This is a genomic window from Amycolatopsis sp. FU40 (assembly GCF_021903635.1).
GTDB classification, from domain to species: domain Bacteria; phylum Actinomycetota; class Actinomycetes; order Mycobacteriales; family Pseudonocardiaceae; genus Amycolatopsis; species Amycolatopsis dendrobii.
In genome coordinates this window covers 305,849-329,175 of sequence record NZ_CP091381.1, presented here as the reverse complement: position 1 = coordinate 329,175, position 23,327 = coordinate 305,849, and the positions used below count along the sequence as shown (strand labels likewise).

Sequence of the window (23,327 nt, the reverse complement as noted above, 5' to 3'; positions counted from 1 at the left end):
TCACGAGGGAGTCAGAGCCAGTCGTCCGGACGGGGCCAGGGCATCAGCGCGGTGAGCGCGTCCGGCACCGGTTCGGTGACCGTGTACTGGCCGCGGTGGAACAGCAGCGGGCGGGCGTCGGACGTCTCGCCCAGTGCGGTCACGCGGCCGACCACCACGTAGTGGTCCCCGGCCGGGTGGACTGCCTGCACCTCGCAGTCCACCCAGGTCAGCGCCCCGTCCAGCAGCGGCGCGCCCGACGGCGCGGGCCGCCAGGTCACGCCGGAGAACTTGTCGCCGCCTCGCCGGCCGAACTCGGCGCAGAGCGCCTGCTGGTCTTCGGCGAGCACGTTCACCGCGAACGTGCCCGCCGCGGCCAGCGCGGGCCAGGTGCGCGACGTCCGGGCGACGCAGAACAGCACCAGCGGCGGGTCCAGCGACAACGCGGCGAAGGACTGGCAGGCGAAACCCACCGGTCCGGTCGGCGCGACCGCCGAGGAATCCTCGACGTAGCCGGTCACCACGGTCACCCCGGTGCAGAAGTGGCCCAGCACCTCGCGAAACCGGTCCGGCACGGCGCCGGAGACGGCGGCTGTCATTGCGCGCCCACGGAGAAGTCGTGGCCCCACAACGAAACCGCGGTGCTCTCGCGAGCGATCCAGTCCTCGTCCTCGACCTGACGGCCCTCGCAGCCGAACTCGACGTCGAAGCCGCCCGGGGTCTTCATGTAGAACGACAGCATCAGGTCGTTCACGTGCCTGCCCAGCGTCGCCGACATCGGGACGTTCTTGCGCTTCGCGCGGTCCAGGCACAACCCGACGTCGTCGGTCTCCTCGACCTCCACCATCAGGTGCACGATCCCGCTCGGCGTCGGCATCGGCAGGAACGCCAGGCTGTGGTGGCGCGGATTGCAGCCGAAGAACCGCAGCCACGCCGGGTCGCCGTCGGCGGGACGGCCGACCATCTGCGGCGGGAGGCGCATCGAGTCGCGGAGCCGGAAGCCCAGCACGTCCCGGTAGAACCGCAGCGCGGCCTCGTCGTCGTGGGTCGACAAAACCACGTGGCCGAGGCCCTGCTCGCCGGTCACGAACCGATGGCCGTACGGGCTCACCACCCGCCGGTGCTGCAACGCGACCCCGTGGAACACCTCCAGGGTGTTGCCGGACGGATCGGCGAAGCTGATCATCTCCGCCACCCGGCGGTCAGCCAGCTCCTCGGGCGTGCCTTCCTTGTACGGCACCGAAGCCGCGTCGAGCCGGGCGCGGACGTCGTCCAGTTCCGCGGCGTCGGCCGCTTCCCAGCCCGCTACCGCCAGGCGGTCCTTTTCCCCCGGCACGATCACCAATCGCGCCGGGAAATCGTCCATGCGCAGGTAGAGCGCGTTCGGATCGGAACCCGAACCCTCCACCATGCCGAGCACCTTCAGCCCGTAGACGCGCCAGGCGTCCATGTCCGTGGCTTCGATGCGCAGATATCCCAGCGAACGGATAGCCATCACGAACTCCCGAGGAAGTCGAGGGCGAGTCGGTTGAACTCGTCGAACTTCTCCAGCTGCGCCCAGTGCCCGCAGCCGCCGAACACGTGCAGTTGCGCGCGCGGGATCGTCTTCAACGCCAGCAGCGCGCCGTCGAGCGGGTTGACCCGGTCCTCCCGGCCCCACACGAGCAAGACCCGTTGCCGCAGGCGGTAAGCCTCGCGCCACAACATGCCTTCCTCGAAGGAGTCCGGCAGGCTGAACGACTTGCCCATCGCCCGCATCGCGGCGAGCGACTCCGGCGAACGCGCGATCTCGAACCGTTCGTCGATCAGCTCGTCGGTCACCAGAGCCTGATCGTGCACCATGATCCGGAGGAACGCTTCCATCCGCTCCCGCGTCGGATCCCCGGCGAACTTGGACAGCAGCCGCACGCCTTCGGTCGGGTCCGGGGCGAACAGGTTGACGCTCAACCCGCCCGCGCCCATCAGCACCAGCCGTCCCGCGCGTCCCGGATGGTTCAGCGCGAGCCGCACCGCCGCACCCGCGCCGAGCGAATTGCCGACGAGGTGCGCCTTTTCGATGCCGAGCCGGTCCATCAGGCCGACGACCGCGTCCGAGCTGTGCCGGAAGTACTGCGGGTGGTCCGTCGGCTTGTCGGACCGGCCGAACCCCGGCTGGTCGATCGCCAGTGTCCGGTAAGACTTTCCGAACACCGGCAGGTTCCGGCCGAAGTTGCTCCACGCCGAGGCGCCCGGGCCGCCGCCGTGCAGCAGCAGCACCGTCTCGGCGTTCTCCGCGCCGGATTCGTGGTAGTGCAGGCGAATGCCGCCCGCAGTGTCTGCATAGGAACCTTCGGGAGCCATCAGACCATCGCATTCTCGACGGGCAAACCGAACTCGCCGGTGCCGAACATGACGTACGCGCGCTCGGCGTCGTTCGCCGCGTGCACCCGGCCCGCGTGCGCGTCGCGCCAGAAGCGCTGGATCGGCGTGCCCCGCTGCAACGCGCGGCCGCCGGAGTTCTCGAAAAGCCGGTCGATCGCGGAGATCGCCCGCTCGGTGCCGCGCACCTGGTCCCGGCGCACCCGCAGCCGCGTGCTGAACGGCAGCTTCTCGCCCTTGCAGGCCAGCTGGTACAGCTCGTCGATGTTGTGCGTCAGCTGCAGCCAGGCCGCGTCGATCTCGCTGCCCGCCTCGGCGATCCGCACCTTCGAGAACGGGTCCTCTTTGGACTGTTCGCCCGCGTACGCCGCCCGCACCCGCTTGCCCTGGTGCTCGACGTGCGCGTCGTACGCGCCCTGGGCCATCCCGATGATCGGCGCGGTGATGGTGCTCGGGTGCACGGAACCGTACGGCAGCCGGTACAGCGGGCCCGGGTTGACTTCCTGGCCCGGGGTCTTGCACTTCGACGTCGCCATGAAGCTCAGCGCGCGGTGCTTCGGCACGAACACGTCCTCGACGACGATGTCGTTGGACCCGGTGCCGCGCAGCCCGACCGTGTCCCAGACGTCCACAATGGAGTAGTCCGAGATCGGCACGAGATACGTGCAGAAGTCCACCGGCTTGCCGTCGGCGAACGCGGGCCCGCCCAGCAGCACCCACGTGCAGTGGTCGCTTCCGGACGAGAAGCTCCACCGCCCGGACAGCCGGTAGCCGCCCTCGACCACGGTCGCCTTGCCCATCGGCGCGTACGAAGAAGAAATCCGCACGTCGTGGTCTTCGCCCCACACGTCCGCCTGGGCTTGCGCGTCGAACAACGCGACGTGCCACGGGTGCACGCCGAGAATCGACGCGACCCATCCGGTGGACCCGCAGGCGCTCGCGATGAGCTTGACCGCGGTGTAGAAGGTGACCGGGTCGGCTTCCAAGCCGCCGTACGGTTTCGGTTGCAGCAGGCGGAAAAATCCGGTCTCCTGCAGCGCTTTCACGGATTCGGCGGGGATCCGACGGGCATCCTCGGTCTCCTGTGCGCGTTCCCGCAGCACGGGAAGCAGGTCGCGCACCCCCGCGATCACGGCAGCCAGCTCGCTCATCGGCCGTCCTCTCTCGCTCGACACGCTCAAGACTAGAACACGTTCTCGTTTTTGTCGACGCGGTCCACCCCGCGAGCGCCGTGCAACCCTGCCCGGCGGCCGGAAAACACGCAGTCAGCCAGCGAAAGCCCGCTCACATACGACCTGGAACAGATTCCCACCGCGGTGCGCCCGGCGGCGTAAAGACCGCGCACGCCAGCCACCGCACCGGTGTCCTCGTCGACCACCAAGCCGCCCAGCGTCAGCATCGGGCACGGATAGCCGAGGTTGGGTTTCACCGACACGTCGATCAGCGAGTACGGCGGCGTGTCCAAGGGCCGCGCGAAGTCCTCCGGTTTGCCCGCCGGATCCGGACCGCGCTGATACTCGGCATAGGTCGCCGTCAGCCCGGCCGGGTCGATCCCGGCCCGCGCGGCCACTTCCTCGATCGTCCCGGCGGTCACCCGGCCCTTGCCGAGCAGATAGCGCAGTTGCAGCGTCGCGAACCATTGGCCTTGTTTTCGCCCGTCGCGCCGGGCTTCGGCGACGATCGGCTCGTCGACCAGCAGCCAGCCGCGGCCGCCGTGCTCGGCGATCATGCGCTCGCCGATCGCCGCGCCGTAACGGGATTCGTCGATGATCCGGCGGCCGTCCGCGCCCACCAGCAGGCCGCCGAGAAACGCCGACGGCGGCGTCAGGAACCGCCACGCCGACACCCGGTCCAGCTCCGCCGTGCGCCCGCCGGCCTCGACGCCCATCCGGATGCCGGACCCGTCGTCGGCCGAGGTCCCGAGATCGAGGCCGCCGCGGTACGCGGGCGCGTGCTCGCGCACCATCGCCCGGTTCACGATGAACCCGCCCGCCGACAGCACGACGCCCCGGCGCGCGCTGATCCGCAGCTCACGCGCGTGCTTGCGCTCGATCCGCTCCACCCGCTGGTGCAGCGACCGGCGCATCGCGGGCACGTAGATGCCCGGCTTCGCCGCCCAATCCGCGAGCCGCGCATGCCGCGCCCGCACCCACGAAGGCGCGTCCCGCAAAGTGTGCGTGAGCACCCCGGTGACCGTGCCCGAGTCGTCGGTGATCAGGTTCATCGCCTGCGTCTGCGGCAGCACCTTCACGCCGCGCCCGCGAGCCGCCGCCAGCAACTGCTTCATCAGCAGCTTCCCGGACGTGCCCGGCCCCTTGACCCGGTGTCCGCGCGGCGCGGGTTTCGCCACGTCGCGGAAGCCGCCGGACAGTTCGCTGCCGGAGTAGTACAGATAGTGCTTGTTGCTGGGATACGACGTCTTGTAGTCGCACATGCTGCCTTCGAAAGGCACACCTTGGCGCTCCAGCCACGCGACCATGTCGACGCTTTCCTCGCAGAACCGCCGCAACGTCCGCTCCGACACGACGTCGCCGGTTTCCATCCGCAGGTACGCGTACATCGCGTCCACGCTGTCCTCGACGCCCGCGGCGCGTTGCTGCGGCGTCCCTCCCCCGGCGTAGACCACGCCGCCGCTCATGCGACTGGCCCCGCCGCCGGAGAACCGGTCGACGAGCAGCACCTCGGCGCCCGCGTCGGCCGCTTCGATGGCCGCGCACACGCCGGCCGCGCCGGCTCCGATGATCACGACGTCCGCCCCGAGCTCGTCCATAGTCCGCCACCCTAGAACTGGAACACGTTCTCGTCTATGGTGACGGAAGTGGCCCCGAGCAGGCCAGCTTTAGCCGATAACACGTTACATGTGAGGTGGCATGTCGGACGAGTACGACGTGGTGGTGGCCGGCAGCGGCGCCGCCGGGATGACCGCCGCGCTCGCCGCCGCCCGTCGCGGGCTTTCCGTGGTGGTGCTGGAAAAGGCAGCCCGCTTCGGCGGTTCGACCGCCCGCTCCGGCGGCGGCGTCTGGCTGCCCGGCAACCACGCGCTGCGGGCCGCGGGCATCGAAGAACCACCCGAACGCGCGAGGCAGTACCTGGAATCGATCGTCGGCGACGTCGTCCCGGAGCACCTGCGCACGACCTTCCTCGACCACGGCCCCGAGGTGCTGGAGTTCGTCACCCGGAACACGCCGCTGGAGTTCAAGTGGGTGCCGGGCTACAGCGACTACCACCCCGAGGCGCCCGGCGGACGTCCCGGCGGCCGGTCGGTGGAGCCGAAGCCGCTCGACGGCAAACTGCTCGGCAGCGACCTGGCCGACCTCGAGCCGCCATACAGCGCGCCCCCGCTCGGCGTGCCGATCACCCAGTCGGACTATCGCTGGCTGAGCCTGATCGCCCGGCATCCGCGCGGCTTCGCCCGGATGCTGTCGCTCGGGATGAAATGGCTGGTCGGACGCGTCCGCGGACAACAACTGCTGTCCATGGGGCAAGCGCTTGCGGCCGGGCTGCGGAAGGGGCTGCGAGACGCGGGCGTCGAGGTGCTGCTCGACACGCCGCTGGTCGACCTGCGGGTGGAAAACGACGTCGTCACCGGCATCGTGGCCCGCCGCGACGGGGTCGAAACACTGTTCCGCGCGCGCCGCGGCGTGGTGCTCGCCTGCGGCGGTTTCGAGCACAACGAAGAGATGCGCACCAAGTACCAGCGCGCGCCGATCGGCACCGAATGGACCGTCGGAGCGGAGGCGAACACCGGCGACGGCATCAACGCCGGGCTCAAGCTCGGCGCGGCGACCGACCTGATGGACGACGCCTGGTGGGGCCCGTCGTTCCCGCTCACCGGCGGCCCGTGGTTCGCGCTCGCCGAGCGCTCGCGGCCAGGCTGCCTGATGGTCGACGCCGCGGGCACGCGGTTTGTGAACGAATCCGCGCCGTACGTCGAGGCTGTGCACGCGATGTACGGCGACGGCGACGGCCCCGGCAAGCACGTCCCCGCGTGGCTGGTGTTCGACCAGCGCTACCGCGACCGCTACCTGTTCACCGGCCTCGGCCCGCGGCAGCCGCTGCCCGGGCGCTGGTACAAGGCCGGGATCGTGGCGAAGTCCGCGACGCTGGCCGGGCTCGCCGAGAAGATCGACGTGCCCGCCGACGCGCTGGAGCAGACCGTCACGCGGTTCAACGGCTTCGCGCGCAAGGGCGTCGACGACGACTTCCAGCGCGGGCTCAGCGCCTACGACCACTACTACGGCGACCCGCGCAACCGCCCCAACCCGAGCCTCGGCGAACTCGCCAAGGCCCCGTACTACGCGGTCCGCGTGGTGCCCGGCGACCTGGGCACCAAGGGCGGGCTGCGGATTGACGAGAACGCCCGCGTCCTGCGCGAGGACGGCACGGTCGTGTCCGGCCTCTACGCGGCGGGCAACACCAGCGCGCCGGTGATGGGCCGGACCTACGCCGGGCCGGGCGCGACCATCGGCCCGGCGATGGTGTTCGGCTACCTTGCGGCACAGGCGCTGGCGAACGAAGATCAGACCGGCACGGGAGGCAGGCAGTGACGCCGAAGACCGATGGATCCGAGATCCGCACGATCGACGCGGGGGCGCCCCCTGCGCGGTATGCCCGCGGGTGGCACTGCCTCGGGCTCGCCGACAGCTTCCGCGACGGCAAACCGCACGCGGTGCAGGCGTTCGGCACGAAGCTCGTCGTGTTCGCGGACACCGCGGGCAAGCTGAACGTGCTCGACGGGTACTGCCGGCACATGGGCGGCGACCTCACCCAGGGTTCGGTGAAGGGCGACGAGATCGCGTGCCCGTTCCACGACTGGCGCTGGGGCGGCAACGGCAAGTGCAAGTCGATCCCGTACGCCAAGCGGGTCCCGCTGCGGGCGCGCACCCGGGCGTGGCAGGTGCTGGAGGAGAACAAGCAGCTGTTCGTCTGGCACGACCCGGAGGGCAATCCGCCGCCGGAGAACGTCGTGATCCCGCGCGTCGAGGGCGCGTTCAGCGACGAGTGGAGCAACTGGACCTGGGACTCGATCCTCATCGAGAACGCCAACTGCCGCGAGATCATCGACAACGTGGTGGACATGGCGCACTTCTTTTACATCCACTACGCCTTCCCCACGTATTTCAAGAACGTGTTCGAGGGCCACATCGCCACCCAGTACCTCAACACCAAGGGCCGCCCGGACATGGGCATGGCGTCCAATTACGGCGGCGAGGAGAACCTGCTGCGCTCGGAGGCGTCGTACTTCGGCCCCTCCTACATGATCAACTGGCTGGTGAACTCCTTCCAGGGCTTCGAAATCGAGAACGTGCTGATCAACTGCCACTATCCGGTTTCGCCGACCTCGTTCGTGCTGCAATGGGGCATCATGGTCAAGAAGATGCCGGGCATTTCCGACGAGCACGCGGACAAGATCGCCGCGAAGCTGGCCAAGGGCATCGGCGTCGGGTTCCTCCAGGACGTGGAGATCTGGAAGAACAAGACCAAGATCGACAATCCGCTGCTGTGCGAGGAGGACGGCCCGGTCTACCAGCTGCGCCGCTGGTACGACCAGTTCTACGTGGACGCCGCGGACGTCACCGAGGACATGACGCGCCGGTTCGAGTTCGAAGTGGACACCACGAAAGCGAACGAGGTGTGGGCGGCCGAGGTGCAGGAAAACCTGGCCCGGCAGCGGGCGGAGGCCGAGGCGGCGGCTCAGTCGGAGGAGGCTGGGGTGTGACGGCCGAAGCGACCGAATTCCTCACCTCCGGGCTGCGGCCACACGAATGCCGCAGCTGCGGAACCTGTGTGCTGGTCAAGAAAAACAGCCTGAAGCACACCAGCATCCAGTGGACCACCGACGCCGCGACCAGCTGTCCGGTGTTCGCCGCGCACGCCGCTTCCGGCGGCAACACCGCGCTGCTGGACACTTGCGAGAAACTCGCGGACAGCATCGACAGCGCGGTCCGCGACGGCAATTTCGGGCAGGTGCGCAATGACTGACGTCGTTACGCTCACCGTCGCCGAGGTGATCGAGGAAACCGCGGACGCCCGGTCCATTGTGTTCACTGTCCCGGACGAACATCTGGAGCGGTTCGCCTACTCCCCCGGGCAATTCCTCACGCTGCGGATTCCCAGCGACCAAACGGGTTCCGTCGCGCGGTGCTATTCGATTTCGAGCGCGCCGCACGAGGGCCGGGTGCAAGTCACGGTCAAGCGGACGGCCGACGGATACGGCTCGAATTGGGTCTGCGACGAACTTCGCGCTGGTGCGACGATCGACGTGCTCCGGCCGTCGGGCGTATTCTGTCCGTCCTCCTTGGACGCGGATTTCCTGTTGTTCGCCGCGGGCAGCGGAATCACGCCGGTGATGTCGATTCTCAAGTCCGCGCTGGAAAAGGGCGACGGACAGGTGGTGCTGGTCTACGCCAACCGCGACGAGCAATCGGTGATCTTCGCCGCCGAATTGCGCGAACTGGCCGAGCGGTTCGGCGACCGGCTCACCGTCGTGCATTGGCTGGAAAGCTTGCAGGGCTTGCCGGCCGTCACCGCATTGCGGGCGCTGGCCAAGCCTTACGCCGGGCATGAGGCGTTCCTCTGCGGACCGGCGCCGTTCATGGCCGCCGCGCAGGACGCGTTGCGCGACCTGGGTGCGCCGCGGGAACGCGTGCACGTGGAGAAGTTCCACTCGCTCACCGGGAATCCCTTCGCGGACGAACCGGAGCCAGAGGAAGACACCGGCGGCGAGACCACCGCGCTCACCGTCGACCTCGACGGCGAGACCCGGCAACTGGCCTGGCCGCGGCAGCGGAAACTGCTCGACCACCTGCTCGCCGAGGGCCTCGACGCGCCGTACTCCTGCCGCGAGGGCCAGTGCAGCGCGTGCGCGTGCCGCATCACCTCCGGCGAGGTGAAAATGCTGAACAACGAGGTGCTGGACGCCGAGGACATCGCCGACGGGATCGTGCTGGCCTGCCAATCGGTACCGTTGACCGACGAGGTGTCCGTCAGCTACGAGTGAGTGGAGAGCCCGTGCCCATCGACCCCGCGGTCGCGATCGGCGCCGATCTCGGCGAGGTCAGCTTCGCTTGGACGGCCTCCGACGTGCTGCTGTACCACCTGGCCGTCGGCGCGGGCGCGGATCCGCTGGACGAACGCGAACTGCGCTACGCCTACGAGCGCGACCTGCGCGTGCTGCCGACCTTCGCCACCGTCGCGGCGAATCTGCGCACCTTCGAGCCGCCGGTGCTGAAGTTCCCCGGCGTCGACGTCGACCTGGCGAAAGTGCTGATCGGCAAGCAGGAAATCGAACTGCACCGGCCGGTCGAGCCCGAGGGCAAGGCCGTCGCGCGCACCCGGATCGCCGACGTCTTCGACAAGGGCAAGGCCGCGGTGCTGGTGCAGGAGACCGAGGTCGCCGACGAGTCCGGCACTCCACTGTGGACAGCCCGGACCAGCATTTTCGCCCGCGGCGAGGGCGGCTTCGGCGGTGAACGCGGCCCGTCGGGCAAGGTCGAGGTCCCTGCCCGCGAACCGGACGCCGTGCTCGACGTGGCGACACTGCCCCAGCAGGCGCTTTTGTACCGGCTGTGCGGCGACCGCAACCCGCTGCACGCCGACCCGGCGTTCGCCAAGGCCGCCGGATTCGACCGGCCGGTCCTGCACGGGCTGTGCACGTTCGGCATGGTCGGGAAAGCCGTGGTCGACGCGTTCCTCGACGGCGATCCCGGCCGCGTCTCGGCATTCGGGACGAGGTTCGCCGGCGTCGTGTTCCCCGGCGAGAACCTGCGCGTGCGCGTGTGGCGCGAAGACGGCCGTCTGCTGGTCACGACCACCGCGCCGGAGCGTGACGACGCGCCTGTGCTGGCCGACACAGTGCTGACGCCCCGCTGAGCATCGGGACCGTTATACGGTTGTCCCATGGCGGACGAGCGAGACGGCACCTTCTTCGTGGTGCGCGGGCCAGTCGAGCCGGGCGACAAGCGCGGCCGCGAGCTGGGATTCCCCACCGCGAACATCGCGCTGCGCGACCAGCGCGGCGAACTCGGCGACGGGGTGTGGGCCGGCTGGGCGGAACGCGCGGACGGCACGCGCGTGGCCGCCGCCGTGTCCGTCGGCCGCCGCCCGACCTACTACGGAGCCGACGGCTACCGGCTGGTCGAGGCCTTCCTGCTCGACTTCGAGGGCGACCTGTACGGCGAACGCCTCACCGTCTGGCTCGGCAAGCACCTGCGGAACCAGGAGGCTTACGGTTCCGCGCAGGAGCTGATCGACGCGCTGGGGCGCGACGTCGCCGCGGCTCGCGAGTGGGTCGCCGCGCATCCCGCGGACACGCTGCCGACGCTGGCCGAACTCCCGCCGGACGGCGAAGTCCAGCGAATCGGCTGAGTCAGACCGCCGCGAGCAGCATGACGCCCATGCCCGCGCCCATCGCGGCGCGGCACAGCGTGCGCGACGCGTGCCCAGGCACCGCCGTGCCGCGCGACTGCATCGCCACCACGCCCGAGCGGACCGCGTCCACCGCGAAGTAAGCCGCCGCGCCTATCGCGACCACCGGCCACGCGAGCCTGGCGTCCATTGTGGACATCGTGAGCCACGGCCCGTGCACCATGCCCCCGTGCGGCATCGCGGTGACCATGTAGAGCATCGCCGCCGCCGACAGCGCGTGGTGTGCGCAGCTGTGCCCCTCGGCCCGGCCGCGCCAGGCGGAGAAAGCGAACCAGCCCGCGGTCAGCACCAGCACCGCCTGCCAGCCCGCGGCCGGGATCGGGCCGCCGACCGGGGACAGCATCGCGACCATCGCGACCACCAGCAGCAGTTCGGCGAGGTCGCCGTTGCGCACCCGGTGGCCGAGGCTGACGTAATCGAGCTTCACCAGCCGCAGCACGCACGGCAGCGCCAGCAAGGCGAACAGCACGGTGAACAGCCACGCCAGCGGGACAGTCACCTCGGCACACTCCTCCGGACACGCTGCGTCACACGGGCCTTACTACCGTGACACGCGCGGGGTGAGGACACCAGCCAGCAATGAGGTGATGCGCGTTGACCCACAAGGGCTATGCGCACACCGACAAGCGCAGGTCAGACCGCTATCGACCGAGCCTCGGGAGTGGCCGTCGTGAGTGGCCGTCGTGAGTGTTCGTGCCGGTTCTAACCGGCATAGACACTCACGAGGCCTGAGTCAACACCAGCCCACTCGTCGGCACTCCCGTCCCTGCCGTCACGACCGCAGTACCAGCGCCAGCGACCTGGTTAGCCGCCGTGCCGCGCATCTGGCGGACCGCTTCCGCGATGCCGTTCATGCCGTGGATGTACGCCTCGCCGAGCTGGCCCCCGTGCGGGTTGAGCGGCAGCTTCCCGCCGAGGGTCAGCGTGTCGCCCGCGATGAAGTCCTTCGCCTCGCCGCGACCGCAGAAGCCCAGCTCTTCCAGCTGCATCAGCACGTACGGGGTGAAGTGGTCGTACAGCACCGCGACGTCCACATCGGACGGCCCGATCCCGGATTGCGCCCACAGCTGCCGCCCGACCACGCCCATTTCCGGCAGCGCGGCGAGGTCGTCGCGGTAGTAGCTGGTCATCACGTACTGGTCCGGCCCGCTCCCCTGCGCCGCCGCCGAAACCACCACCGGTTCCTGCCGCAGGTCGCGCGCGCGTTCGAGACTGGTGATCACGAGTGCGACGCCGCCGTCGCTTTCCTGGCAGCAATCGAGCAGGTGCAACGGTTCCGCGACCCAGCGCGAAGCCTGGTGCTCCTCCAGCGTGATCGGCCTGCCGTGGAACCAGGCGTTCGGGTTCGTCGCCGCGTGCGCCCGGTCGATGACCGCGATCTTGCCGAAATCCTCGCTGGTCGCCCCGTATTCGTGCAGATACCGCTGCGCGACCATGGCCACTGTCGCGGCCGGGGTCGCGATGCCCATCGGGTAGTGGAACGCATTGTCGACACCGGACGTATTCACCTGCTGGGCCGCGGCCGCCGACACGCGCCCGAACCGCGTTCCGGAGCGCTCGTTGAACGCCCGGTAGGCGACCACGACGTCGGCGATTCCGCTGGAGACGGCCATCGCCGCTTGCTGCACGGTCGCCGCCGCCGCGCCGCCGCCGTAGTGCACGCGACTGAAGAATGTCAGCTCCGGGATTCCCAGTTCGCGGGCGAGCGCGATTTCCGCGTTGCCGTCCATGGTGAACGACACCATTCCGTCCACATCGGACGGTTTCAGCCCGGCGTCGGCCAGCGCGTGGCTGACGCATTCGGCCGCCAGCCGCAGTTCGCTGCGTCCGGAATCCTTGGAGAACTCGGTCGCGCCGATCCCGGCGATCGCGGTGGTCCCGGTGAACGTCATGCGTCCTCCTCCGGCAGCGTCAGCGAAACCGTGCCGGTCACGTGCGCACCTAGACTGTCCACAGCGGACACTTCCAGTTCGGCGTCGTTGCCGTCGCGGGCAATGACGCGGCCGGTGAAGGTGAGCGTGTCCCCGGCGTAGCAGGGCACGCCGAGCCGGATCTTGATCGAGCGGATGAGCGCCTGCGGCCCGGCCCATTCGCTCACGTACCGCTGCACCAGGCCGGTGTCGGTAAGGATGTTGAGGAAGATGTCCTTCGACCCGCGCGCGACGGCGGCGTCGCGGTCGTGATGCACGTCCTGGAAATCCCGGGTCGCCAGCGCGGTGCTGATCACGACCGTCGGCGTCGCCTCGAGCACCATCGGCGGCAGTTCGGTCCCGACTGCGGCAGTCATCGCGCCACCTTCCACGCGGGCAGGGTCAATTCGTCGTCGACGCGCACGAACGCGGCGGTCACCGGAAGTCCGATGTGGACCTCGGCCGGGTCGGCGTCCAGGAGTTCGGCCATCACCCGCACCCCTTCCTCCAGCTCCACCAGTGCGACCACGAACGGCAGCCGCTTGCCCGGCACCGCCGGATGGTGGTGCACGACGAAGCTGTAGACGGTTCCGCGTCCACTCGCGACCACGTAGTCCGGCACTGTGTCGAGCGATCCGTCCGGCGGCATCGGGCCGGGCGGATGCCGCAGCACGTCGCCCCAGCGCTGGACGCGCAGTTCTCCCTCGCGCAGGCCGTCCCAAAAGAACTTGGTGTCGTGGCTGATCACCGGCCGCAGCACCGGCGACGGCGGCGGCTCCGGTTCGCGCGGACGGAACTTCAGCACGCGGAACACCATGTCCGCCACCAGTTCCCCGTCGACATACCAATTCGTCCGGGTGGTCACGAACCAGCCTTCGCCGAGCCCGGTGCGCTTCGGGCCGGTGACGTCCTCCAGCACGTTCGTGGTCGAAACGTGCTCGCCCGCCCGCAGGTAGCGGTGATAGGTCTGCTCGGAATTGGTGGCCACAATGGAGGTGTACCCGGCGTCGTCGAGCACCTTCAGGATCGAACCGAGCGGGTCGTCGTCCCCGCGCACGCCGTGCAGCCCCGGCATCGTCCACACCTGCGCCATCGCCGGCGGCGCGACGAGTCCTTTGTGGACACTCGTCTCGGCGTACTCCGCGTCGGTGTAGACCGGGTTCGCGTCGCCGATCGCCTCGACCCAGTTGTTCACCATCGCCTGGTTCACCGGATCGCGCGCGTACCTCGGCGCGCTTTCGCCCTGTGCGGCGATTTTCGCGGCGGCTTCCTCGATCGTCATCGCGGCACCCTCGGCAGTTCCAGTCCGGCGGAGGCGATCAGTTCGCGCTGGATCTCGCTGACGCCTCCGCCGAACGTCAGCACCAGGTTCCGTTTCGCCAGCACGTCGAGCCATTCGGCGAGTTCCGCGGTGTCCGGGTCGGCGAGGTCGCCGTGCCGCCCGACCAGCTCCTCCAGCAGCCTCCCGATCCGCTGGATTCGCTCGGAGGCGAACACCTTCGTCGCCGAGGCGTCGGCGATCTCGACCGACCCGTGCGCCGCTGCCGCCGCGACCTGCCAGTTCAGCAGTTCGTTGACCCGCGCGACCGCGAACGTCTCGGCCAAGACCGCGCGCACGTCCGGAAGGTCGAGCAGCGCCGCGCCGTCCGGGGTCCGGCGCGCCGCCGCCCACGCCCACACGCGGTCGTGCAGGCCGCCGATGCGCCCGGCCGGGCCGAGCATCACGCGCTCGTGGTTGAGCTGCGTGGTGATCAGCCGCCAGCCGCGGTTTTCCTCCCCCACCAGCATGTTCGCCGGCACCCGGACGTCGGAGTAGAACGTCGCGTTGACGTGGTGCGCACCGTCGCAGGTGATGATCGGCGTCCACGAATAGCCGGGGTCGCGGGTGTCCACGATGAGGATGGAGATGCCCTTGTGCTTCGGCGCGTCCGGGTCCGTGCGGACGGCCAGCCACACGTAGTCCGCGTCGTGGCCGCCGGTGGTGAAGATTTTCTGGCCGTTGATCACGTAGTCGTCGCCGTCGCGGACCGCGCGCGTGCGCAGCGAGGCGAGGTCCGTCCCGGCTTCCGGCTCGGTGTACCCGATGGCGAAATGCACTTCGCCGGCCAGGATTTTCGGCAGGAACATGGCTTTCTGCTCCTCGGTGCCGAACGCCTGCAACGTCGGCCCGACCGTCTGGAGCGTCACCGACGGCAGCTGGACATCCGCGCGGGCGGCTTCGTCGACGAAGATGTGCTGCTCGATCTCGCCGAAACCGCCGCCGCCGTACTCCTTGGGCCAGCCGACGCCGAGCTTCCCGTCGCGGCCCATCCGGCGCACGACGTCGCGGTACACCTGCCCGTGCCGCTCCCGCAGCAAGGCCCGGCGTTCGTCGGCGGTCAGCAGGCCCGCGAAGTACTCGCGCAGCTGCGCTCGCAGTTCTTGTTGCGCGGCCGTCAGTTCGATGTGCATGCTCATCCCGCCACTCGTTCGCCCAGCCGGCCGAGCCGGTGCGCCGCTCCCCCGACCGCGCGGCCGAGGTCCTTCACCGCCGAGGAATACCGGTGCAGCGGATAGGTGCGATCGACGCCGACACCGCCGTGCAGGTGATGACAGATCGCCAGCGCGGACGGAGCTTCCTCGGTCAGCCAGTACGCCGCGATGTCCAGCTCGGTGTCCGCGTCCAATCCGGACGCCAACCGCCACACTGCCGACACCGCGGCAAGATGCACGGTGCGGGAAGCGACGTAGACGTCCGCGATTTGCTGTGCCACCGCTTGGAATGTCGCAAGTGGACGACCGAATTGCGTGCGCTCGCCGACGTGCTGGGCAGTTAACGCCAAGGCTCCGGCGAGCAGGCCGTCGCCGAGCGCGAGCGCTCCTGCCAGCGCGTAACGGTGCAGCGTCTGCAACGCATGTCCTGCCGTGCGGTCACGCAAGAAATCCGCTTCGCTCACCCGCACACCGTCGAACCGCACGGTGTACTCCGGCGCGCCAGTCGCGTTGTACGCAGGCAGCACTTCGACCCCGTCGGCGCGCGGATCCACCAGCGCGACGCCAGTGCCTCCCGGCAACGCGATCGGCGTGAGAATGCGCGTCGCCTCCGCGGCGTACGGCACGTGCGTCTTGACGCCCGTCACCGCCCACGCGCCGTCCGCCGCCGCACCGCTGGTCCCGGGGATGGAGGTCAGCGGTGCGGACGGCTCGTGCAAGGCCGCAGTGAGAATCGTCTCTCCCGCGGCTGCGGGCGGCAGGAACTCGGCGCGCTGCGCCGGGGTGCCGAGGGCCTCGATCGGGAGGATCCCGAGCGCCAGCACGGCGTATGCGGGCACCGCCGCCGCGGCCCTTCCGACCTCGGTGAGCACCGGGGCGACGTGGTCGACGCCGAGCCCGTCGCCGCCCAGGTCGGCGGGCAGGGGCAGGGCGAGCAGGCCCGCGTCGGCCAGCGCTCGCCACTGGTCCGCGGGCTCGTCGGCCTTCCCGAGCACTCGCGCGGCGAGCGAGGTGATCTCGCCCTGCGTATCGTCGGGGGTGAAGTCCACTCCGGTCTCCCTCCACCTAGGTGGAACACGTTCTATTTTTAGCCGGTATGGGCTGGCTCGGCAACCCCCGGGACCGGGTCCCGGGCGGTAGATCGGCAGGACGAGCAGGGAGGGCGGCACGCCGGCATGGGTGCAGAACAAGTTCTCAAATCAGCGCTGGGCGACGTCGGATGGCAAGCAACGCGGAAGCTCGCGACCATCCCGCCCACCGCGGGCGTCCCCGACCCGAAGCCGCTGTCCCTGCCCGGCCGCGGCCAGACCGTCGTGGTGGACGTCGGCCCGCGGCACGCACCCGCGGTGATCCTGCTGCACTCCGTCGCCTGCACCGGGCTGCTCACCTGGTATCCCGTGCTGAAGCGGCTGTCGGCGAACCACCGGGTGGTGGTGTTCGACCAGCGCTGGCACGGCCAGGGCATCCGCTCGCACGACTTCAGCCTCGAAGACTGCGCGGACGACGTGGTCGCGGTCGCCGACGCGCTGGGCATCGACGAGTTCATGGTCGCGGGCTACTCGATGGGCGGCATGGTCGGCCAGCTGACCGCCCACCGTTATCCCGACCGCGTCACCGGCCTTGTCCTGTGCTCGACAGCGAGCAACTTCCGGCGAGGCATCCGGCAACGCGTGGCACTCGACCTGTTCGGCCGCACCCTGCACCTGCTGCGCGACCAGGCCCGCATCGGCCTGGTCCCCGGCGAACCCCGCCGCGAACGCCTCGCCCGCCTGGAGGACCACCGGTGGGCACTGGAGGAATTCCGCTCGACGAGCCCGTGGGCGATCGCGGTCGCGCTGGACGAGATCGGCCGCTTCGACTCGACGCCGTGGCTGCACACGCTCGATCTGCCCGCGGCGGTGGTGGTGACTTCGCGGGACGGGTTCATCGCGCCCGCACATCAGCGGAGTCTGGCGCGGCGGATTCCGGGGGCGGCGACGTACGAGATCCCGGCCGGGCACACCGCGTGCGTGTTCGCGGCGGACCAGTTCGTGGCGGCGTTGATGGCGGCGTGCACTTCGGTGCAGGCGGCGATCGGCGGGCAGGAACGGGCGGCGGAGGCCGCGGACTCGGCGTAGCGGCTCGTGCGTGGCAATCCCGGTTCTAACCGGGATTGCCACGCACGAGGGCCCTAGTACGTCGACACCAGATCCGCGGGCCGCAACTCCAGCCGATACGGCACCTCCAGCCGCACCACGTCGTCTCCGGTCGCTTCCCCGTCCAGCACATACTCGCCGTCCACCAGGCGGAAGCAGCTCAGCGCCGGCTCGTTCGGCTCGATCACCCAGTAGTACGGGCACCCGGCGAGCGCGAGCCGGGCCGGTTTGAGGAAGCGGTCGATGTGCCTGCTCGACGGCGACACCACCTCGACCGCCAGCACCGGGACGCCGACCAGGGCGCGTTCGGTGAACGTCTCGCGCCGCCCGATCACGACGTCCGGGATCATCACGGTGAACTCGTCGAGCACCACGTCCACCGGCGCGGGGAGGACCTCGCAGTCGGCAGGGCACACCGGGGTGAGCGCGGCGAGGAGGCGCGCGACCACCCGCTGGTGCAGCGGACGCGGGGACGGGCTCACCAGAAGCGTCCCGTCCACCAGCTCGTACCGGCGGCGTTCATCCGAGATCGTCTCCAGGTCCCGACGCGTGAGACGGTCGCCGTGCGCGAACATCGGGACTGTCATCATGCTGCCCCCGCAGGCGGGCCGACCGGAAACGACTCGGCCAGGGTAGTCGGGCACGCGCGGCAGCGCGAACCGTCCCGCGACCGGCGGCCGACCCGGCTAGCCCATTCGCCGCGCGACCCGTCCGCCGAAACGCTCACCGTGCGTCACCGAAATGCGGAGTTGTCACCCCGGTCAGCCCAGCCGTGCCCAGCGAACAGGTTCTTTCGGAAGAGTCAGGCAATTTATTCCACTCGCAATTCCGCGTCCAGTAAACGGCCATCACGGGATCACCTACCCGTTGCCCGGCCTCGGAAAACCCACTGTGGCGCATCCCGAAAGGGAACCCTATCATCGGCCGTGCCCGCGTCCCGTGAATGGGCGATTCAACGGGATTTCACCATTCCGAACGCTATTCGCGCTCCGTGATTAACCGGCCGGACCGCTGCGCCGCTTAGGCTGACCGGACGTCCTGGAATTCCGTCCTACGGTGGTGGTCATGCCTGCCCCCAGCCGTCCGGCGTCCCTCTTCCGTCTCGACGGCTCCGCGGCGGAATCCGACCTGCTGACCCCGTTGTCGGCCGAGCAGATCAGCGCCGACCGCCCGGTCGACCTGCCCGGCGCCCGGGCACGGATCGTCGCGGGCGCGTTCCGCACCGAGGCCCCGCAATGGCTGCAGCACGCCGAAGCCCTCGGCGGCGGCCCGCTCGACCTGCCCTCGACGCTGCCGTTCGCCGTCCTGCTCGTGCCGCGCCCGCCCTGGACCTACGCGGTCACCTGGGGCGCGGGACATCTCGTGCTCAACGACGAACACGTCGAACAGGGTTTCGGGCTGCGCTTCGGAATCCGCCGGCTCGACCCGTTCGACCTCGGCCTCGTCGCGAGCGCCGCGCTCGACGTTTCCGCGCGGGCCACGCAAATCTCGATTCCCGGCGGCGGCGAACTGTCCGCGTTCCGGCTCGAACCATACGGCGACCTCGTCCACCGGCTCGCCGGTTCGGCGGATCTCACCGACCTCACCTACGGCCGGGTGACCGGCAAGCGCTACCGCATCCGCGTCGGCACCTCGCTGTGGGCACCGCTGGCGAAGGACCCCGAAGCGTTCCTGGCCGACCTCGACGCCGTCGGCGCGGTCGTCGACGAACCGGACGAGGATTCCGCGCTGCGGTTCATCGCCCAGACCCGCCCGATGGACCGGCACCACCCGCTCGTGCCCGAACTGGAACGGCGACTCGCCGAAGCACTCGGCGGCAGCGACGCGCTCGGCCTGGCCTGGCCGTCGAGTGCCGCGAACGACGCGGAAAACGCCGGTTCGTTCCGCATCACCGGCCTCGGTCCCGGCGGCCCGATCCCCGTGTCGGGCCGCCTCGAACTGGACCACCTGACCACGCGGCTCAGCGGAATTCCCGTTGAGCGGCGGCTGAAAGCCCTGCGCGCGGGCCGCATCACGACCTGCGCCGACGACGCGGGCGCGGAACCCACCGGAGCGCCGCTGCCCGCCGCGCGCTGGCTCGTCTTCGAGACGACCGTCGAGCACACCCGGTACGTATTCCACCAGGCGCGCTGGTACCGGATCGGCGAGACTTATGTCGCGCAGATGCGGGATCAGGTCCGGGATCTGGTGGCCCGCAAGCACGTCTGGCCGGACATCACGTGGAAACCGAGCGGGCAGCCCGACGACGAGCATCGGTATTGCCGCCGCGTCGCCGCTCTCGCGCCGGGATACCTGTGCCTCGACAAGGATTTCGCGAGCACTCACCTGCATCCGCGCTTCGAACTCTGCGACGTGCTGGGCCCCGAAGACGAGCTGATCCACGTCAAATGGCTCGGCCGGGCTACTGCGGCCAGCCATCTCTACACCCAGGCGCTCGTGTCCGCCGAAGCACTGCACGATGAGCCGGAAGCGCTGGCACAGCTGGCCGACAAGGTGTCCGCTTTAGACCCGGGACGGACGCTGGGCGGCGCGCCGGACACTGTGGTGCTCGCCGCCGCGGGACGGGCATGGAATGTGGACGAGTTGTTCACGCTCTCGCAGGTCGCCCTGCTGCGGCTGGACCGAGCGGTGCGGAGCTTGCGCGCGACGTTGAAGTTCGCGGATATTCCCCACACGGCGAAGAAGAAGCGCCGTTAAACCGGCGCGGCCTTGCTCAACTCGTCCATCGCCTCCGGCAACGCGTCCGCCAGCGGCCACAAATCCTTCACCAATTCCTTGGCCCCCAGCAACCCAATCCCGACCTTGCCGTCGTTCGACAGCACCGTGATGTTGAGCCCCGCCCCGTGGAACACCGGCCCCAGCGGATAAAGCCCGGTGATCCGCGCCCCCAGCAAATACAGCGGCATCGGCGGCCCAGGCACATTCGAGATGATCAGGTTGTGCACCACCGGATGCCGTTCGGCCAATCGCAGCGCCGAATACGCGCGCACGCCGAGCCCGAAGACTGTCGCCGGGGAAAATTGGGCCCAGTCGGCGAGCATGTCGGCGTCGATGTCGTAATGGTGGTCCTTCGCCCGCCGGTTCGCCTCGGCCAGGAAGAACACGCGCGCCGCCGGGTCGGGCAGATGTGTGGGCAGCGAAGCGAAAAAGGCCGAAACCCGGTTGCTGCCGCGATCGCGTTCCGTGCGTTCGTGCACCGATACCGGCACCGTCGCCACCAGCGGGTCGCCCGGCAGTTCGCCGCGGCCGAGCAGGAATTGCCGCAGGGCACCGGAAACGAGCGCCAGCACCACGTCGTTCACCGTGACGCCGAAAGCGTCCTTCACCTGCTTCACCGCATCGAGATCCAATTGCGCGAAAGCGACCGAGCGATGACCGGTGATGGTGCCGTTCAGCGAGGTCCGCGGCGCGGTGAACGGCACCGGCATTCCCTTGCCGCGCAAGGCTTTGCCGAGCCACCGCGGGACCAGCTCGATCAGCTCCGGCAGCAACCGGGCGATCTCGAACGGCCGGTGCAGCAGCGAATCGGCGCTCTCGCGCAGCAGCCGCAACCGCGTGGGGAGACCGTCGTTGCGGCGTTCGCCGGCGGGCAGTTCCGGCAGCGGCGCGTCAGGTTCGAGACCGGCGAGGTAGCCGATCAGGCTGGCCCCGCCGACGCCGTCGACGCTCGCGTGGTGCATTTTCAGCAGCACCGCCAGCCGTCCGTCCGACAGGCCCTCGATCACGTAGCACTGCCACAGCGGATGCGCCCGGTCGAGCCGCTGCCCGGCGATGTGCGCGCACATCTCGGCGAGCTCGCGGTCGTCGCCCGGCGCGGGCAGGCCGATCCGGTGCACATGGTTGTCGAGGTCGAAATCCTCGTCCTCGACCCACACCGGATGGTTCAGGTTCCAGAGTGGATTGTGGAGTTTGCGGCGGAACGCCGGGATCAGCGCGACGCGTTCGGCGAGGCGGCGCTTGAACTCCGGGAACGCGTAGCCGCCGGGCATGGTCGAGCCGTCGAGGGTGAGCAGGCCGCAGACGTGCAGGACCTGCGAGGGCGTCTCCAGGTAGAGGAAGCTCGCGTCCAGCCCGCTCAGTCGCTGCATGTCTGCCAGGGTAAGGCAGAACCCTGGCCGGGGCGCTCGGCGGAGGTAGCATCGGGAAGGTGAAACCGGACTTCGTGACCCGCCGGGCGGCGCAGCTCGGTCTCGCCGCGCTCGCCCTGCGGCCGCCGAAACCGCGGCCGACCTCGATCCCGGTGTTCTTCGCCGGCTGGCTCACCGGCGAACTCGCGCCGCACCTGCTCGCGCTCACCGCGGCCGACACCGTGCAGCACGTCGCGCGCCACGGGGTGCGCCGCCCCAGCGACCGGATCGGGCTGGCGCTGGCCGGGCTGTCCGCGGCCGGTTTCGCGTCGCTCATCGGGACCTCGCTGAAGGCACGCCTCGAGGTGGAGGCCGCGCTCGTCGAAGCGCTCGGCGAGGACTACCGGGACCGCCTGGAGAACCCCTCGGACTTCTCGACGCCGTGGGGACGCCTGCTGATGCCGTTCCGGATGCACGAGCCGGACGTCGTACGCGACCGGAATGTCGCGTACGCCCCTGGCGGCAAACGGTTCCTGCTGGACGTCTACCGTCCGCGCGAAACAGTCCGCGACGCACCGGTGCTGCTGCAGATCCACGGCGGCGCGTGGACGATCGGCAACAAGGAACAGCAGGGCCTGCCGCTGATGCGCCACCTCGCCCGCCGCGGCTGGGTCTGCGTCGCGATCAACTACCCGCTCTCCCCCGCCTCGCGCTGGCCGGCGCACATCGTCGCGGCCAAGCAAGCGCTCGCCTGGATCCGCGAGCACATCGCCGAGTACGGCGGCGACCCGCGCTTCGTCGCGGTGACCGGCGGTTCGGCGGGCGGGCACCTGGCCGCGCTGCTCGCGCTGAGCCAGAACGACCCGGCGCTGCAGCCCGGGTTCGAGGAGGCGGACACGAGCGTGCAGGCCTGCGTGCCGCACTACGGCGTGTACGACATCGCCGCGTCGACCGGCGAGGAGGAAAGCCGGTACCGCCTGGAAAGCCTGATGGCGCGCCGGGTGTTCGCCCCGGAGCACCGCCTGGACGACTACCTCGCCGCGTCCCCGCTGGACCGGATCGCCGAGGACGCGCCGCCGTTCTTCGTGATCCACGGCAAGCACGATTCGCTCGTGCCGGTCGCGGAGGCGCGGGAGTTCGTCGCCCGGCTGCGCGCCAAGTCCGCCCACCCGGTCGCGTACGCGGAACTCGCCGGGGCGCAGCACGCCTTCGACGTGTTCCCGTCGATCCGCAGCACCCACGTCGTACGCGGCGTCGAGCACTTCCTCGACTGGGCCCACGCTCAGGCGTTGACCCCGGTCAGCGAGAAGAACTCCTGACGCGAACGGGCATCCTCGCGAAGGGTGCCCATCAGCGTGGACGTCACCGTGGACGAGCCGGTCGCCTGCACGCCGCGCAGGGTCATGCAGGTGTGTTCGGCCTCGATCACCACGCCGACGCCCTTCGGGGACAGCTGGTCGCCGAGCCATCCCGCGATCTGCTTCGTCAGCCGTTCCTGCACCTGCGGGCGGCACGCGAAATGCTCGACGACCCGCGCCAGCTTCGACAGGCCGAGGATCCGCTCGCCCGGCAGATACCCGACGTGCGCGACCCCGATGAACGGCAGCAGGTGGTGTTCGCAGACCGACCGGACCGGGATGTCGCGGGCCAGCACCAGCTCGTCGTAGCCCTCGTCATTGGGGAACGTGGTCAGGTCGAACGAGCGCGGCGTGAACAGTTCGGCGTACGCGCGGGCCATCCGGCCGGGGGTGCCGCGCAGGCTCTCCGAGTCGAGGCTGATGCCGAGCGCGCGCAGGAAGTCCCCCGCCGCGTTTTCGGCCGCGGCCAGGTCGAAGCCGGGAACGGGCTCGTGGACGACGCGGAGGGCGGTTCCGGACGACTGCATGGGCGATCCTCGGGCTTCGGGAGGCGGCGGGACGGGGTTTCGCCGATAAATCTTTGTCTTATTGCCCGGCGGAGTCAATGTGACCAGGTGAACA

23 protein-coding genes are annotated in these 23,327 nt (G+C 69.8%); 9 read left to right on the top strand and 14 right to left on the bottom strand.

What is annotated here, in order from left to right; all coding sequences use genetic code 11:
* Window positions 1–11 precede the first annotated feature (11 nt).
* From hsaB to L3Q65_RS02735, 5 genes are read right to left on the bottom strand one after another with little or no spacing between them, the layout of a single operon-like run.
* The gene (gene hsaB / locus L3Q65_RS02755; protein ID WP_182890706.1) at window positions 12–578 is read right to left on the bottom strand and encodes a 3-hydroxy-9,10-secoandrosta-1,3,5(10)-triene-9,17-dione monooxygenase reductase subunit; all 567 of its coding nucleotides are present in this window, start codon (window positions 576–578) and stop codon (window positions 12–14) included.
* Complete coding sequence (gene hsaC / locus L3Q65_RS02750) at window positions 575–1,474, bottom strand: iron-dependent extradiol dioxygenase HsaC (protein WP_182890707.1); 900 nt, start codon at window positions 1,472–1,474, stop codon at window positions 575–577. Before hsaC ends, hsaB begins: the two co-directional genes overlap by 4 nt.
* The gene (gene hsaD / locus L3Q65_RS02745) at window positions 1,474–2,319 is read right to left on the bottom strand and encodes a 4,5:9,10-diseco-3-hydroxy-5,9,17-trioxoandrosta-1(10),2-diene-4-oate hydrolase (RefSeq protein WP_182890708.1); all 846 of its coding nucleotides are present in this window, start codon (window positions 2,317–2,319) and stop codon (window positions 1,474–1,476) included. The genes hsaC and hsaD overlap by 1 nt, the downstream gene beginning before the upstream one ends.
* The gene (hsaA, locus tag L3Q65_RS02740) at window positions 2,319–3,488 is read right to left on the bottom strand and encodes a 3-hydroxy-9,10-secoandrosta-1,3,5(10)-triene-9,17-dione monooxygenase oxygenase subunit (protein ID WP_043829213.1); all 1,170 of its coding nucleotides are present in this window, start codon (window positions 3,486–3,488) and stop codon (window positions 2,319–2,321) included. Before hsaA ends, hsaD begins: the two co-directional genes overlap by 1 nt.
* A 32-nt stretch (window positions 3,489–3,520) precedes the next feature.
* Window positions 3,521–5,107 (bottom strand): FAD-binding protein, encoded by a 1,587-nt coding sequence (locus L3Q65_RS02735; protein ID WP_237598715.1) that lies wholly within the window; start codon window positions 5,105–5,107, stop codon window positions 3,521–3,523.
* A 100-nt stretch (window positions 5,108–5,207) separates the two neighbouring features.
* On the opposite strand from L3Q65_RS02735, the gene kstD reads away from it, so the two are divergent.
* The 6 genes from kstD to L3Q65_RS02705 are packed head-to-tail and all read left to right on the top strand — an operon-like array spanning window position 5,208 to window position 10,704.
* Window positions 5,208–6,884: a 3-oxosteroid 1-dehydrogenase gene (gene kstD / locus L3Q65_RS02730; protein ID WP_182890710.1), complete on the top strand. Its 1,677-nt coding sequence runs from the start codon at window positions 5,208–5,210 to the stop codon at window positions 6,882–6,884.
* A complete protein-coding gene (locus L3Q65_RS02725; RefSeq protein WP_237598714.1) occupies window positions 6,881–8,056 on the top strand; it encodes a Rieske 2Fe-2S domain-containing protein in 1,176 nt (391 codons plus the stop codon). Before kstD ends, L3Q65_RS02725 begins: the two co-directional genes overlap by 4 nt.
* Window positions 8,053–8,319 (top strand): hypothetical protein, encoded by a 267-nt coding sequence (locus L3Q65_RS02720; protein ID WP_237598713.1) that lies wholly within the window; start codon window positions 8,053–8,055, stop codon window positions 8,317–8,319. The genes L3Q65_RS02725 and L3Q65_RS02720 overlap by 4 nt, the downstream gene beginning before the upstream one ends.
* On the top strand, window positions 8,312–9,337 hold the full coding sequence (locus L3Q65_RS02715; RefSeq protein ID WP_237598712.1) for a ferredoxin--NADP reductase: 1,026 nt from the start codon (window positions 8,312–8,314) through the stop codon (window positions 9,335–9,337). Before L3Q65_RS02720 ends, L3Q65_RS02715 begins: the two co-directional genes overlap by 8 nt.
* Window positions 9,338–9,348: 11 nt before the next feature.
* Complete coding sequence (locus tag L3Q65_RS02710) at window positions 9,349–10,209, top strand: MaoC/PaaZ C-terminal domain-containing protein (RefSeq protein ID WP_237598711.1); 861 nt, start codon at window positions 9,349–9,351, stop codon at window positions 10,207–10,209.
* Between the two features lie 27 nt (window positions 10,210–10,236).
* Complete coding sequence (locus L3Q65_RS02705) at window positions 10,237–10,704, top strand: riboflavin kinase (protein ID WP_182890715.1); 468 nt, start codon at window positions 10,237–10,239, stop codon at window positions 10,702–10,704.
* 1 nt (window position 10,705) lies between these two features.
* Here L3Q65_RS02705 and L3Q65_RS02700 read toward each other — a convergent pair whose 3' ends face one another.
* The 6 genes from L3Q65_RS02700 to L3Q65_RS02675 all read right to left on the bottom strand — a co-directional run bounded on the left by L3Q65_RS02700 (window position 10,706) and on the right by L3Q65_RS02675 (window position 16,195).
* Window positions 10,706–11,263, bottom strand: coding sequence for a DUF5134 domain-containing protein (locus L3Q65_RS02700; RefSeq protein ID WP_182890716.1), 558 nt, complete (start codon window positions 11,261–11,263; stop codon window positions 10,706–10,708).
* Between the two features lie 220 nt (window positions 11,264–11,483).
* Entirely contained in the window at window positions 11,484–12,656 is a 1,173-nt protein-coding gene (locus L3Q65_RS02695; RefSeq protein WP_237598710.1) for a lipid-transfer protein, read from the bottom strand.
* Complete coding sequence (locus tag L3Q65_RS02690) at window positions 12,653–13,051, bottom strand: MaoC family dehydratase (protein ID WP_237598709.1); 399 nt, start codon at window positions 13,049–13,051, stop codon at window positions 12,653–12,655. Before L3Q65_RS02690 ends, L3Q65_RS02695 begins: the two co-directional genes overlap by 4 nt.
* Window positions 13,048–13,956: a bifunctional MaoC family dehydratase N-terminal/OB-fold nucleic acid binding domain-containing protein gene (locus L3Q65_RS02685; protein ID WP_182890719.1), complete on the bottom strand. Its 909-nt coding sequence runs from the start codon at window positions 13,954–13,956 to the stop codon at window positions 13,048–13,050. Before L3Q65_RS02685 ends, L3Q65_RS02690 begins: the two co-directional genes overlap by 4 nt.
* Complete coding sequence (locus L3Q65_RS02680) at window positions 13,953–15,125, bottom strand: acyl-CoA dehydrogenase family protein (protein ID WP_237601032.1); 1,173 nt, start codon at window positions 15,123–15,125, stop codon at window positions 13,953–13,955. The genes L3Q65_RS02685 and L3Q65_RS02680 overlap by 4 nt, the downstream gene beginning before the upstream one ends.
* A 2-nt stretch (window positions 15,126–15,127) precedes the next feature.
* Window positions 15,128–16,195: an acyl-CoA dehydrogenase family protein gene (locus L3Q65_RS02675; protein ID WP_237598708.1), complete on the bottom strand. Its 1,068-nt coding sequence runs from the start codon at window positions 16,193–16,195 to the stop codon at window positions 15,128–15,130.
* A gap of 126 nt (window positions 16,196–16,321) precedes the next feature.
* On the opposite strand from L3Q65_RS02675, the gene L3Q65_RS02670 reads away from it, so the two are divergent.
* Window positions 16,322–17,263 carry an alpha/beta fold hydrolase gene (locus tag L3Q65_RS02670; RefSeq protein WP_237598707.1) on the top strand — a complete coding sequence of 314 codons (942 nt, stop codon included), beginning with the start codon at window positions 16,322–16,324 and terminating at the stop codon, window positions 17,261–17,263.
* A gap of 53 nt (window positions 17,264–17,316) precedes the next feature.
* On the opposite strand, the gene L3Q65_RS02665 is transcribed toward L3Q65_RS02670, so the two are convergent.
* Complete coding sequence (locus tag L3Q65_RS02665) at window positions 17,317–17,856, bottom strand: Uma2 family endonuclease (protein WP_182890915.1); 540 nt, start codon at window positions 17,854–17,856, stop codon at window positions 17,317–17,319.
* Window positions 17,857–18,346: 490 nt separating this feature from the next.
* Between L3Q65_RS02665 and L3Q65_RS02660 the strand changes: the two genes are divergently transcribed.
* A complete protein-coding gene (locus tag L3Q65_RS02660; protein WP_237598706.1) occupies window positions 18,347–19,978 on the top strand; it encodes a TIGR04141 family sporadically distributed protein in 1,632 nt (543 codons plus the stop codon).
* Here L3Q65_RS02660 and L3Q65_RS02655 read toward each other — a convergent pair.
* On the bottom strand, window positions 19,975–21,369 hold the full coding sequence (locus tag L3Q65_RS02655) for a wax ester/triacylglycerol synthase family O-acyltransferase (protein ID WP_237598705.1): 1,395 nt from the start codon (window positions 21,367–21,369) through the stop codon (window positions 19,975–19,977). The two genes, L3Q65_RS02660 and L3Q65_RS02655, sit on opposite strands and share 4 nt — an antisense overlap.
* 59 nt (window positions 21,370–21,428) lie before the next feature.
* On the opposite strand from L3Q65_RS02655, the gene L3Q65_RS02650 reads away from it, so the two are divergent.
* The gene (locus tag L3Q65_RS02650) at window positions 21,429–22,667 is read left to right on the top strand and encodes an alpha/beta hydrolase (RefSeq protein WP_182890724.1); all 1,239 of its coding nucleotides are present in this window, start codon (window positions 21,429–21,431) and stop codon (window positions 22,665–22,667) included.
* Here the strand turns inward: L3Q65_RS02650 and folE are convergent.
* Window positions 22,631–23,233 (bottom strand): GTP cyclohydrolase I FolE, encoded by a 603-nt coding sequence (gene folE, locus L3Q65_RS02645; RefSeq protein ID WP_182890725.1) that lies wholly within the window; start codon window positions 23,231–23,233, stop codon window positions 22,631–22,633. The genes L3Q65_RS02650 and folE overlap by 37 nt on opposite strands.
* Window positions 23,234–23,327: the final 94 nt, after the last annotated feature.

Excerpts from the sequence above, each read along its gene's own strand:
- hsaB (WP_182890706.1), bottom strand. The coding sequence starts at position 578 with ATGACAGCCGCCGTCTCCGGCGCCGTGCCGGACCGGTTTCGCGAGGTG.
- hsaC (WP_182890707.1), bottom strand. The coding sequence starts at position 1,474 with ATGGCTATCCGTTCGCTGGGATATCTGCGCATCGAAGCCACGGACATG.
- hsaD (WP_182890708.1), bottom strand. The coding sequence starts at position 2,319 with ATGGCTCCCGAAGGTTCCTATGCAGACACTGCGGGCGGCATTCGCCTG.
- hsaA (WP_043829213.1), bottom strand. The coding sequence starts at position 3,488 with ATGAGCGAGCTGGCTGCCGTGATCGCGGGGGTGCGCGACCTGCTTCCC.
- L3Q65_RS02735 (WP_237598715.1), bottom strand. The coding sequence starts at position 5,107 with ATGGACGAGCTCGGGGCGGACGTCGTGATCATCGGAGCCGGCGCGGCC.
- kstD (WP_182890710.1), top strand. The coding sequence starts at position 5,208 with ATGTCGGACGAGTACGACGTGGTGGTGGCCGGCAGCGGCGCCGCCGGG.
- L3Q65_RS02715 (WP_237598712.1), top strand. The coding sequence starts at position 8,312 with ATGACTGACGTCGTTACGCTCACCGTCGCCGAGGTGATCGAGGAAACC.
- L3Q65_RS02705 (WP_182890715.1), top strand. The coding sequence starts at position 10,237 with ATGGCGGACGAGCGAGACGGCACCTTCTTCGTGGTGCGCGGGCCAGTC.
- L3Q65_RS02695 (WP_237598710.1), bottom strand. The coding sequence starts at position 12,656 with ATGACGTTCACCGGGACCACCGCGATCGCCGGGATCGGCGCGACCGAG.
- L3Q65_RS02690 (WP_237598709.1), bottom strand. The coding sequence starts at position 13,051 with ATGACTGCCGCAGTCGGGACCGAACTGCCGCCGATGGTGCTCGAGGCG.
- L3Q65_RS02685 (WP_182890719.1), bottom strand. The coding sequence starts at position 13,956 with ATGACGATCGAGGAAGCCGCCGCGAAAATCGCCGCACAGGGCGAAAGC.
- L3Q65_RS02680 (WP_237601032.1), bottom strand. The coding sequence starts at position 15,125 with ATGCACATCGAACTGACGGCCGCGCAACAAGAACTGCGAGCGCAGCTG.
- L3Q65_RS02670 (WP_237598707.1), top strand. The coding sequence starts at position 16,322 with ATGGGTGCAGAACAAGTTCTCAAATCAGCGCTGGGCGACGTCGGATGG.
- L3Q65_RS02665 (WP_182890915.1), bottom strand. The coding sequence starts at position 17,856 with ATGTTCGCGCACGGCGACCGTCTCACGCGTCGGGACCTGGAGACGATC.
- L3Q65_RS02660 (WP_237598706.1), top strand. The coding sequence starts at position 18,347 with ATGCCTGCCCCCAGCCGTCCGGCGTCCCTCTTCCGTCTCGACGGCTCC.
- L3Q65_RS02655 (WP_237598705.1), bottom strand. The coding sequence starts at position 21,369 with ATGCAGCGACTGAGCGGGCTGGACGCGAGCTTCCTCTACCTGGAGACG.
- folE (WP_182890725.1), bottom strand. The coding sequence starts at position 23,233 with ATGCAGTCGTCCGGAACCGCCCTCCGCGTCGTCCACGAGCCCGTTCCC.